At 64.7% G+C, this 11,307-nt stretch carries 13 protein-coding genes; 12 read left to right on the top strand and 1 reads right to left on the bottom strand.

All coding sequences use genetic code 11. The annotated features are described in order from the left end of the window. Positions 1-73: 73 nt before the first annotated feature. From U5914_RS06510 to U5914_RS06465, 10 genes are all read left to right on the top strand, one after another. Complete coding sequence (locus tag U5914_RS06510; protein ID WP_178289591.1) at positions 74-340, top strand: F0F1 ATP synthase subunit C; 267 nt, start codon at positions 74-76, stop codon at positions 338-340. A 23-nt stretch (positions 341-363) separates the two neighbouring features. Beyond that, complete coding sequence (locus U5914_RS06505) at positions 364-945, top strand: V-type ATP synthase subunit E (RefSeq protein WP_336134949.1); 582 nt, start codon at positions 364-366, stop codon at positions 943-945. Next, positions 942-2,003: a V-type ATP synthase subunit C gene (locus U5914_RS06500; RefSeq protein ID WP_336134948.1), complete on the top strand. Its 1,062-nt coding sequence runs from the start codon at positions 942-944 to the stop codon at positions 2,001-2,003. Before U5914_RS06505 ends, U5914_RS06500 begins: the two co-directional genes overlap by 4 nt. Continuing rightward, positions 2,000-2,320, top strand: a complete 321-nt coding sequence (locus U5914_RS06495; protein WP_336134947.1) for a V-type ATP synthase subunit F — start codon at positions 2,000-2,002, stop codon at positions 2,318-2,320. Before U5914_RS06500 ends, U5914_RS06495 begins: the two co-directional genes overlap by 4 nt. 2 nt (positions 2,321-2,322) lie before the next feature. Next, positions 2,323-4,080: an ATP synthase subunit A gene (locus U5914_RS06490; protein WP_336134946.1), complete on the top strand. Its 1,758-nt coding sequence runs from the start codon at positions 2,323-2,325 to the stop codon at positions 4,078-4,080. 2 nt (positions 4,081-4,082) lie between these two features. Further along, the gene (locus U5914_RS06485; RefSeq protein WP_336134945.1) at positions 4,083-5,492 is read left to right on the top strand and encodes an ATP synthase subunit B; all 1,410 of its coding nucleotides are present in this window, start codon (positions 4,083-4,085) and stop codon (positions 5,490-5,492) included. A gap of 53 nt (positions 5,493-5,545) precedes the next feature. Beyond that, positions 5,546-6,070 carry a DUF7504 family protein gene (locus U5914_RS06480; protein ID WP_336134944.1) on the top strand — a complete coding sequence of 175 codons (525 nt, stop codon included), beginning with the start codon at positions 5,546-5,548 and terminating at the stop codon, positions 6,068-6,070. A gap of 29 nt (positions 6,071-6,099) precedes the next feature. Further along, on the top strand, positions 6,100-6,789 hold the full coding sequence (locus U5914_RS06475; protein ID WP_336134943.1) for a V-type ATP synthase subunit D: 690 nt from the start codon (positions 6,100-6,102) through the stop codon (positions 6,787-6,789). A 134-nt stretch (positions 6,790-6,923) separates the two neighbouring features. Then, positions 6,924-8,321: a wax ester/triacylglycerol synthase family O-acyltransferase gene (locus U5914_RS06470; RefSeq protein ID WP_336134942.1), complete on the top strand. Its 1,398-nt coding sequence runs from the start codon at positions 6,924-6,926 to the stop codon at positions 8,319-8,321. Positions 8,322-8,360: 39 nt separating this feature from the next. After that, the gene (locus U5914_RS06465) at positions 8,361-8,750 is read left to right on the top strand and encodes a DUF6276 family protein (protein ID WP_336134941.1); all 390 of its coding nucleotides are present in this window, start codon (positions 8,361-8,363) and stop codon (positions 8,748-8,750) included. Positions 8,751-8,834: 84 nt separating this feature from the next. Here the strand turns inward: U5914_RS06465 and prf1 are convergent, their stop codons facing one another. Then, the gene (prf1, locus tag U5914_RS06460) at positions 8,835-10,076 is read right to left on the bottom strand and encodes a peptide chain release factor aRF-1 (RefSeq protein WP_336134940.1); all 1,242 of its coding nucleotides are present in this window, start codon (positions 10,074-10,076) and stop codon (positions 8,835-8,837) included. 101 nt (positions 10,077-10,177) lie between these two features. On the opposite strand from prf1, the gene U5914_RS06455 reads away from it, so the two are divergent. Then, a complete protein-coding gene (locus U5914_RS06455) occupies positions 10,178-10,318 on the top strand; it encodes a hypothetical protein (protein WP_336134939.1) in 141 nt (46 codons plus the stop codon). Positions 10,319-10,395: 77 nt separating this feature from the next. Then, entirely contained in the window at positions 10,396-11,250 is an 855-nt protein-coding gene (locus U5914_RS06450; protein ID WP_336134938.1) for a universal stress protein, read from the top strand. Positions 11,251-11,307: the final 57 nt, after the last annotated feature.

The following is an 11,307-nucleotide window of genomic DNA, read 5'->3' as shown; positions in this document are numbered from 1 at the left end:
AGTTTTATGAACTCAGTACGAACATATCCGTCTGTTCGGATAGCAGTCAATCCACCCGACGGAAACTCAAACCATGCTTGAACTTGCCACGGTCCTGAGCAGTGTTGCACCGGTTCTCCAAGAAGGCGCGACGGGCGGCCCCGCCCTCGAACCCGCGGCGGCTGCGGCGCTCGCGGTCGGTCTGGCGGCCTTCGGTGCGGGCTATGCGGAACGCGGCATCGGCGCGGCGGCGGTCGGCGCTATGGCGGAAAACGAGGACCTCTTCGGTCGTGGCCTCATCCTGACGGTCCTGCCGGAGACGCTCGTGATTCTGGCGCTGGTCGTCGTCTTCGTCGTCTAAACCGCATCCAACTTTTCCAAACAATGAGCCTTGATACGGTCGTAGAGGACATCCGAGACGAAGCCCGCGCGCGTGCGGAGGAGATTCGCGCAGAGGGGGAAGAGCGTGCCGAGGAGATCGTCTCCGAGGCCGAGCAGGAGGCCGACGACATCCGAGCGGAGGCCGAACGCGAGGTCGAGAAGACGGTCGATCAGGAACGCGAGCAGAAACTCTCCAGCGCGAAACTCGAGGCCAAGCAGGAGCGCCTCGAGGCTCGCCGCGAGGTTCTCGAGGAGGTCCGCAACGACGTCGAAGCACAGATAGCCGACATCTCCGGCGACGAACGCGAAGAGCTGACGCGGTCGCTGCTCGATGCGGCGGCCGAGGAGTTCGAGGACGCCGAGACGGCTCGGGTCCACGGTCGTGAGGACGACCAGGAACTCCTGGAGTCGGTCGTCGCCGACTACGACGGCTTCGAGGTCGGCGACCCCGTCGATTGTCTCGGCGGCGTCGTCGTCGAATCCGACGAGTCGCGCGTTCGTGTCGACAACACGTTCGACTCCGCCCTCGAGGATGTCTGGGACGACAACCTGCGCGAGATAAGCGCACGCCTCTTCGAAGAATGAGCATCAAAACGGAAGGGAGTTCGAACTACGAATACGTCACGGCGCGAGTCCGTTCGCGGCGGGCGAAACTCTTCGACGCGGACGATTACCGCAAACTGGTCCGGATGGGCCCGAGCGAAATCGCCCGCTTCATGGAGGACACCGAGTACGAAACCGAGATGAACGCCCTGGGTGCGCGCCACTCCGGGGTCGACCTCATCGAGTACGCCCTCAACCGGAACCTCGCCAAGCACTTCGACGACCTGCTTTCGTGGTCCGAGGGCGACCTCTACGGGTACATCGCGAACTACCTCCGGAAGTTCGACGCGTGGAACGTCAAGACGGTCATCCGTGGCGTCTACACGGAGGCCGACCGCGAGGACATCGAGGACGACCTCACCCGCACGGGTGAGTTCTCCGAGCAACGCCTCGACCGCCTCGTCGAATCGACGAGCATCGAGGACGTCGTCGAACAACTCTCCGATACCATCTTCGGCGACCCGCTGGAGGAGGCCTTCGAGGACTTCGAAAGCGAGGGCGTCCTCGTGCCGCTGGAGAACGCCGTCGACCGCGCGTTCTACGCGCACCTGATGGACGATATCGGCCAGCCGGAACCCGACACGCCGAAGGCGCTGTATCGGGAGTTCCTCGAAGCCGAGATCGACTTCCGGAACCTCCGGAACGCCCTGCGTATCGCACGCAGCGGCGCCGACATCGAGCCGACCGCCTACTTCATCGAGGGTGGCCAGTTGTTCGGAGGCGAGGAACTCCGTCAACTGGCGACGAATATCGACGAGTTGGTCTCCCGCATTCGTGAGAGCACCTACGGCGACGACCTCGAGGAAGCGCTGACGAAACTGGAGGACGCCGACAGCCTCATCCAGTTCGAACACGGTCTCGACGCGGCGCTGTTGGAGTACTCGAGCAAGCTCTCGAACCGCTACCCGCTTTCGGTGTGTCCGGTTCTCTCCTACATTCTCGCCAAGGAGCGGGAAGTCGAGAACATCCGCGCCATCGCCCGCGGCCGCGAGGCCGGACTCGACGTCGAGGAAATCGAGGAGGAACTGGTGATAGAATGAGCCAGGAGATCGCAGTCATCGGCAGTCCGGACTTCACGACCGGCTTTCGCCTCGCCGGCGTCCGCCGGTTCGAGAACGTCCAGGACGCCGACAAGGAGGAGCAACTCGACGACGCCGTCGAGTCGGTGCTGGACGACGACAACGTCGGCATCGTCGTGATGCACGACGAGGACACCGAGTACCTCTCCCGTACAGTTCGACAGCGCGTCGAAACGAGCGTCGAACCGGTCGTCGTCACGCTGGGTGGCGGGACCGGTTCGGGCAACCTACGCGAGCAAATCAAACGCGCCATCGGCATCGACCTGATGGAAGACTAATCATGAGCCAAGCAACTGCAAGCGAAATCACGGACGAGGGCGTCATCGAGAGCGTCAGCGGTCCGGTCGTGACCGCGGTCGACCTCGACGCCCGGATGAACGACGTCGTCTACGTGGGCGAGGAAGGCCTGATGGGCGAGGTCATCGAAATCGAGGGGAACCTCACCACCATCCAGGTGTACGAGGAGACCTCCGACGTCGCCCCCGGCGAACCGGTCGAGAACACGGGCGAACCGCTGTCCGTCGACCTCGGACCGGGGATGCTGGACAGTATCTACGACGGCGTCCAGCGTCCGCTGGACGTCCTCGAAGAACAGATGGGCGCCTTCCTCGACCGCGGTGTCGACGCCCCCGGTATCGACCTCGAAAAGACCTGGGAGTTCAACCCCGAAGTCGAGGAGGGCGACGATGTGTCCTCCGGCGACGTCGTGGGTATCGTCCCCGAAACCGAGAGCATCGACCACAAAGTGCTGGTACCGCCGGGCTACGAGGGCGGCGAGGTCGTCTCCGTCGAGTCGGGTAACTTCACCGTCGAGGAGACGGTCGTCGAACTCGACAACGGCGAGGAAATCCAGATGCGACAGGAGTGGCCGGTCCGAGAGGCCCGACCGACCGTCGAGAAGGAGACCCCGACGACGCCGCTGGTGTCGGGCCAGCGCGTCCTCGACGGCCTCTTCCCCATCGCGAAGGGTGGGACTGCGGCCATTCCGGGCCCGTTCGGCTCCGGGAAGACGGTCACCCAGCACCAACTCGCCAAGTGGGCCGACGCGGACATTGTCGTCTACGTCGGCTGTGGCGAGCGTGGCAACGAGATGACCGAGGTCATCGAGGACTTCCCGGAACTGGAAGACCCCAAGACGGGCAAGCCCCTGATGTCTCGGACCTGCCTCATCGCGAACACGTCCAACATGCCGGTCGCGGCGCGTGAGTCCTGTGTCTACACGGGCATCACCATCGCCGAGTACTACCGCGACATGGGCTACGACGTCGCGCTGATGGCCGACTCCACCTCGCGGTGGGCCGAGGCCATGCGCGAAATCTCCTCGCGTCTCGAGGAGATGCCCGGCGAGGAGGGCTACCCGGCATATCTGGCCGCGCGCCTCAGCGAGTTCTACGAGCGCGCCGGCAAGTTCCAGAACATCAACGGCAGCGAGGGCTCGATTTCCGTTATCGGCGCCGTCTCGCCGCCGGGCGGGGACTTCTCCGAGCCGGTCACCCAGAACACCCTGCGTATCGTCAAGTGCTTCTGGGCGCTGGACGCCGACCTCGCGGAGCGTCGGCACTTCCCATCTATCAACTGGAACGAGTCGTACTCGCTGTACAAGGAACAGCTCGACCCGTGGTGGCGGGAGAACGTCCACGAGGAGTTCCCCGAGGTACGCCAGTGGGGCGTCGACGTCCTCGACGAGGAGGCTGAACTGCAGGAGATCGTTCAGCTCGTCGGGAAGGACGCTCTGCCGGAAGACCAGCAGCTCACCCTCGAGGTCGCCCGGTACATCCGCGAGGCGTGGCTCCAGCAGAACGCGTTCCACGACGTGGACACCTACTGTGAGCCGGAGAAGACCCACGAGATGCTCGTGGCGATCCAGCACTTCAACGACGAGGCCTTCGAGGCGCTGGAGGCCGGCGTTCCCGTCGAGGAGATCATCGACGTCGACGCCCTCCCGCGGCTCAACCGGATGAACACTCAGGAAGAGTGGGAATCGTACATCGAGGAGCTGAAAGACGACATCACCGAGCAGCTCCGGGAGCTGTACTAACGATGCAGAAGGAATACAAAACTATCACGGAGATCAGCGGACCGCTGGTGTTCGCCGAGGTCGACGAGCCGGTCGGCTACGACGAAATCGTCGAGATCGAGACGCCGAACGGCGAAACGCGACGCGGCCAGGTGCTGGAATCCACCTCCGAGTACGTCGCGATTCAGGTGTTCGAGGGTACCTCGGGCATCGACCGCAACTCGTCGGTTCGGTTCCTCGGTGAGACCCTGCAGATGCCGCTGACCGAGGACCTCCTCGGCCGCGTCCTGTCGGGCTCCGGCGAACCCATCGACGGCGGTCCCGAAATCGAACCGGACGAGGAACAGCCCATCGTTGGGGCGGCTATCAACCCGACGGCCCGCGAATATCCCGAGGAGTTCATCCAGACGGGTGTCTCGGCCATCGACGGCATGAACACCCTCATTCGGGGTCAGAAGCTCCCCATCTTCTCGGGGTCGGGGCTGCCGCACAACGACCTCGCACTGCAGATTGCCCGTCAGGCGACGGTGCCCGAGGAAGAAGGGGACGACGACGAATCCGAGTTCGCAGTCATCTTCGGTGCGATGGGCATCACGGCCGAGGAGGCCAACGAGTTCATGGACGACTTCGAGCGCACCGGCGCGCTGGAACGGTCGGTCGTCTTCATGAACCTCGCGGACGACCCCGCAGTCGAGCGGACGGTCACGCCGCGGATGGCCCTGACCACCGCCGAGTACCTCGCCTTCGAGAAGGATTACCACGTGCTGGTCATCCTGACGGACATGACCAACTACTGCGAGGCGCTGCGCGAAATCGGTGCCGCGCGTGAGGAGGTCCCCGGCCGCCGTGGCTACCCCGGCTACATGTACACGGACCTCGCACAGCTCTACGAGCGGGCCGGCCGCATCGAGGGCCGTGAGGGTTCCGTCACGCAGATTCCCATCCTCACGATGCCGGGTGACGACGACACCCACCCGATTCCGGACCTGACCGGCTACATTACCGAGGGGCAGATCTACATCGACCGTGACCTCAACAGTCAGGGTATCGAACCGCCCGTCAACGTCCTGCCGAGTCTCTCGCGGCTGATGGACGACGGTATCGGCGAGGGGTACACCCGCGAGGACCACGCCGACGTCTCCGACCAGTTGTACGCCGCGTACGCAGAGGGTGAAGACCTGCGTGACCTCGTGAACATCGTCGGTCGTGAAGCGCTCTCCGAGCGTGACAACAAGTACCTCGACTTCGCGGACGCCTTCGAGGAGGAGTTCGTCCAGCAGGGCTACGACACGGACCGCGACGTCGGCGAGACGCTCGACCTCGGTTGGGACCTGCTGAGCGAGTTCCCGAAAGAGGAACTCAACCGTATCGACGAGGACCTCATCGACGAGTACTACGTCGAAGAGGAAGAAGCGACTCAGACCGCGGACTAACCTGCTGAGTCGGCCAACGCCTTCTTTACCGACCGCTCGGATAGGAAACGTACATGGAAGAGCACCTCGTGGGGGGTATTCCGGACGATGCCACGACGGTGCTGGTGTTGTCGCCGACTATCGATAGTGACGCCGGCGTCTGTTCGGCGCTCTCCGCGCGCGCGAAGGATATCCTTCTGGTCGGATACGCCGGCGCCGACGTGGCGACGCTCCGCGAGCGACTCGCGGCCGACGGCTCCGAGGGGCCGCGAATCGATACCCTCGATATCGGGACGGACGTCGAGCCGAACGACCTGACCGGACAGGGTATCGCCATCACCGAGGCGCTGAGCGCCGGAACCGAGGTGTGTTTCGACTCCCTGACCGCCCTCCTGCAGTACGCCGACCGCGAGCGGTCCTTCCAGTTCCTCCATTCGCTCGGCGAGCGGTGTGTCGACGCCTCGGCGACGATTCATTACCACCTCGACCCCGCAACGACCGACGACAGGACGGTCGCCGCGCTGTCGATGTTGATGGACGCGGTCGTCGACACCGAGGCCGACGAACTGCGTGTTCGGCCGGAACTCCAGAAGGATTAACCCGGTTCGGACAGAATCGCCTCGTAAGAATGGCCCAGGACGTCAAGCCGACGCGGAAGAACCTCATGCAGATCGAGGACCGCATCGAACTCTCCGAGCGGGGCCACGACACGCTCGAAAAGAAGCGTGACGGCCTCATCATGGAGTTCATGGACATCCTCGATCAGGCACAGGACGTTCGCTCCGACCTCGATGCCGACTACGAGCGCGCCCAGCGGAACATCAACATGGCCCGCGCCATGGAGGGCGACGTTGCGGTCCGCGGTGCCGCGGCGGCGCTGAAGGAACACCCCGAAATCACGACCCAGTCGAAGAACATCATGGGCGTGGTCGTTCCCCAGATCGAGTCCACGAAGGTCAAGAAGTCGCTGGACCAGCGTGGCTACGGACTGGTCGGCACCTCCGCGCGCATCGACGAGGCCGCCGACGCCTACGAGGAACTGCTGGAGTCGGTCATCCTCGCCGCGGAGGTCGAGACGGCGATGAAGAAGATGCTCGACGAGATCGAGAAGACCAAGCGGCGCGTCAACGCCCTCGAGTTCAAACTCCTGCCGGACCTCTACGAGGCACAGGAGTATATCGAGCAGAAACTCGAAGAGCAGGAGCGCGAGGAGATCTTCCGCATGAAGAAGATCAAGGCCAAGAAGGAAGAGGAAGAAGCGGAGGAAGCCGCCGAAGCCGAGGCCGCCGAGGCCGAACCGGTCACCGCCGACGACTAAAGCCCGGTTCTTTCCGGCAGTACCTTCATTCCCCTGGGTTCGAAATCGCCACCAACAGATGCTAGTGGGCTGGACCACCGTTGGCGGCGCGGCACGGCGCCCGCGAACGAACGGACGGATGGGGGGTCGAGCGAATGCCGGGCGCTGACCCGCTGTCGGGCGCCGACAACGCGTGGCGGCGACTCGGAGCCGTAGAGAACCTGACGACCATCACCGGCGTACTCTGGTTCGAGGAGCGGATAACCTACGAGGAGTTGTGCGACCGGCTCGAAGCCCGCCTCCTCCGGTTCGACCGGTTCCGACAGTGCGTCGATACGAGCGGCGTCGGTCGGCCACGCTGGACGTTCAACGACGAGTTCGACATCGAGACGCACGTCTACCACCTCTCGCTGCCGGAACCGGGTGATACGGCGACGTTCAAGCGGTTCGTCAGTAGCCTGTTGAGTCGGCCGCTCGACGAGTGCCGGCCGCTGTGGGAGGCCTATCTCGTCGAGAACGCGGGCGACGGCAACGCCGTCGCCTTCCGCATCAACCACAGCATCGGCGACGGGTTCGCGCTGCTGTACGTCCTCTTCGGGCTGGTCGATTCCCCGGGGGAAATCGAGATGCCGATGGGTATCGTGCCGGACCCGCCGAGCGCCGACGCGTTTCGGGACGACGCGGCGGAAGCGGACGGCGGGTTACAGACGGCCGCTGCCGACCCACCCTCGGAGACCGAATCGGCGGTATCTACCGGCGAACAGAGCGTTTCCGTCGGTCCCGACGGGCCGCTCGATGCGGCCCGGTTGGCCGGCAAGGCGGTCAAAACCGGCTGGAACCTGCTGACACAGAAAGACGAGATTGAGACCTCCCTGCGTGGCGACCTCGGGACGGCGAAACGGGCCGGTTGGACCGACGAGATCGACCTCGCGAGGGTCAAGGAGATCGGCGCGGCCCACGATGCGACGGTCAACGACGTGCTGCTCGGGACGCTCGCCGGCGCGTTCCGGCGGGTACTGCAGGCCCGTGGTGACCCCGTCGAGGGGCGGGAACTCCGGGTGAGCGTTCCCGTCAACCTGCGGCCGATGGAGCGGCGGGACGGGACGCTGGGCAACTACTTCGGACTGGCGTTCGTGCCGCTGCCCATCGGCGAGGCCGACCTCGACGAGCGCATCCGCATCATCCACGAGCGGATGGACGCGGAGACGGCCGGCATCGAGGCGTTCCTGATGTACCTGACGCTGACGCTCGGCGGTCACACGCCGGATTTCGTCCTCGACCGACTCCTCGAACAGTTCGAGAATCAGGCGACGGGCGTCGTGACGAACGTCCCGGGACCGATGGAGACCGTCGAGTTCGCGGGGCACGAGGTCAGCGACATCATGTTCTGGGTGCCGCAGGCCAACGACCAGGGCATCGGCATCAGCATCTTCAGCTACGACGGCAGCGTCCGACTGGGCATCGCGGGCGATTCGAACCTGCTGGCGGACCCCGACGAACTCTCGGAGGCCTTCCGGGCGGAGATCGACGCCGAATCGGCGGCAATCGAGTAGGACCGCGCCCCCTATCCGTCGGCGCTGGCTACGGCCGGTATGGACTGTCCGAACTGCGGTGCCCCGATGGTTTCGTTCGCCGTTCCCGAACGGTTCCGCGAGCACGCCCCCGAGGAGAGCGACCACGCTGCGCTCTGTCCCGAGTGTCTCACGCTTTCGGCCGCCGAATCGGCCCCGCCGACGCCGCGCTTCGACCGCATCACCGGTACCTTCCCCGAGGACGAAGCGGCCGTACCGCTGGCTATCGCTATCGGCCTGCTGGACTCGCTGGCGCTGCACCGCCGGGACATCGAGGCCCTGCTGGAAGCCGTCGAGGAGGCGGGAACCGACCCGCTGTTGATTTTCGACCGGCTTCAGGCACAGGGCGGCGTCGACCCCGTCTTCGACCTCGAACGGCGGCGGGTGCAGGTCGAGCAACTGCTGGAGTGACCGACGACTGAATACGCACGTCTGCGAGGGTAAGCGACGAAAAGCGATGGTGGTCGTGGGGAGCCACCTCGACTCTGGCCGTCGTTAGACGCCCGTCGAGTAGCGGAGGATGCCGGCGATGCCGCCGAAGGCGGTCAGGAGCTGTTCGCCCTTCTCGAAGTCCGTCGAGATGAACTGCATATCGGAGCCGCGCTGCTCGGCCAGTTCCATCAGGTGGTCGATGGCGTCCTCGCGTTCGACCACGTCGGCCTCGCCGCCGCCGTCACAGGTGTGGTCGGGCGTGTCGGCGCGGCGGTCGACGAGTTCGAACTCCTCGCGGCCGTCGCAGTCGTAGGTGACGACGTCCTTTCGGAGGTCCTCGCTGATGAGCAGGCGGTCGACAGAGCCCATCATCAGGTTCTGTCGGGTGGCATCGAAGCCGTAGGTCGCCTTCTGGCCGTCGTGGAGTTGCTCGAAGAACTCCTCCATCTCGGCCTTGTCCTGCATGAGTTCGGCTTCGGCCAGCACGTCCTGTCCGGCGTCGACGAGGTCGTAGAGCCCGGACTCGTCGGTGTAGGAGACGTCGAACTTGCCCAACACGAGGTCCTGCAGTTCGTGGTGGAGGTAGTCGCCGTCGAGGAACTCGTCTTTGGTCGGGGAGGGACCCCCCACGAGGATGCCGTCCATCTCGTGGCGCTTGGGGACGAAGAGGTCGTCGGCCATCTCCGCGACCTCCTGATAGAAGTTGTCGATGGCCTCCAGTCGGAGTCGGGCGAACCGCTGGGCTGACTGACCACCTTTCCGCTGCTTGCCGGGGACCAGCGAGGAGGCCGACTTGACGGGCTCGACCCGCTTGCCCTTCAGCCAGCCGACGTTGGCCTCCCGGCGGTCCAGCACGATGAGGCCGTAGAGGCCCTTGTCGCCCAGCATCTCCTGGAGCGGCTCGGTCAGGAAATGCGAATCGCAGTGATACCGGAACGACTCGATGGGGTCCGGCGGCGATTCGAGGACCTCGGTGACCATGTCGGTCTGACCGCCGCCGGCGTCGACCGCCCCGGAGAAGATGACCATCCCGTTCTCCGGCGGGTAGACGTCGTAATACTTCAGACGGTCCTTGATGCTGGTCAGCGCGTCCTGCACCGCGGTACGGGTCTGCTTGGATTTGATGTTGGAGGCTTCGCTGTGCTCTTGGGTGACGTGGGCGACCACGTCGCTTATCTGTCTGTCCTCGGGAATATAAATCGAGACGAGCTGCGTGCCGGACCCAGAGTAGTCGTCGAGTTCCTCGATGACCTTCTGGAATTCGTACTTTTGTTTGTCCGACTGCTCCCCTTCGTCTTCGCTCATTACTTTTCGTTTTGCTCCCCGAACGGTAAAACTCCGTCCTTTAGGACGGGGCCTCGGTCGAGAGGACAAAACCTATCGGTGGACCCTCCCAACCGTCGAATATGGCAACATCGGTGGACTCGAACGGTGGCGTTCCGGTCTCGTGGATAGCTATCTTCCTGCTGTTGGCCCTCGGTATGGGCGCCTCGGCAGTCCTGTACGTCGGTGGGAGCATCCTTCCGACCATCGCGCCGCTCGTCTAGACGCTCGGTGTCCCAATCGGCGGGGCGGCGGCCGTCTCGGTCGTGGTTTTATACGTCTCATCGACGTTGACCGAGGTATGGTAGACCGTCTCCTCTTTCCGACGGACGGCAGCGACGCCGCACAGGCCGGCCTCGAGTACGCGGTCGCGCTGGCGGCGGATACGGGCGCCGAACTCCTCGTTCTCCACGTCGCCGACACCTCCGAAATCAGCCACACGCGCGTCGACGGTGAGGTGGTCGACGCCTTCGTCGACGAGGGCGAATCCATCGTCGAGGAGGCGGTCGCGGGTACCGAAACGAAGGACGTCGACGTGACGACGGACGTGGTACAGGGCGTCCCGGACGAAACGATCGTCCAGTACGCCGAGCAGTACGATATCGATACCATCGTGATGCCGACGCAGGGCCGACAGGGCACCCAGCACCTCGTCGGAAGCGTAACCGAACGGGTCCTTCGGCGAGCGCCGATGCCCGTCGTCGCGCTCCCGCCCGAGGCGGATGCCGCCGCCCACTTCCCCTACGCGGAGGTCCTCGTCGCCATCGATGGGAGCGCTCCGTCGGCAGCGGCGGTAGCGGCCGCCGTCGAGACGGCATCCCGCCACGGCGCATCGTTGCATCTCGTACACGTCGTCGAGGAGTCGCTTCTGGGCGGTCGACTCCCCGGGGACGTCGACGCCGAGGCGGAATCGCTGGTCGAGGCGGCCGTCGAGACGGTCCCGTCCTCGTTTGCGGGGTCGGTGACCACGAGCATCGAGCGGGCGCTGTCGGCCGAGCAGGGCCTGTTGAACTACGTCGAGGCCAACGACATCGACCTCGTGGTCTCCGGTTCCAGCGCGGGGTCGGGACTGAGCCAGCACCTCATCGGCAGTACGACGGAGCGCCTGATTCGGAACGCGTCGGTTCCCGTGATGGCGGTCCCCGAGGAATCGTAGTTCGACGCTTCTTTGTCGCTTTGCTGTGCTTCAACCCCCGACCGCGAGCGAATCGAG

The sequence above is a fragment of the Natronomonas amylolytica genome (genome assembly GCF_037031205.1).
Taxonomy (GTDB): domain Archaea; phylum Halobacteriota; class Halobacteria; order Halobacteriales; family Haloarculaceae; genus Natronomonas; species Natronomonas amylolytica.
The sequence above is the reverse complement of the archived record's forward strand: the minus strand, read 5'-3'. Positions and strand labels throughout refer to the sequence as shown.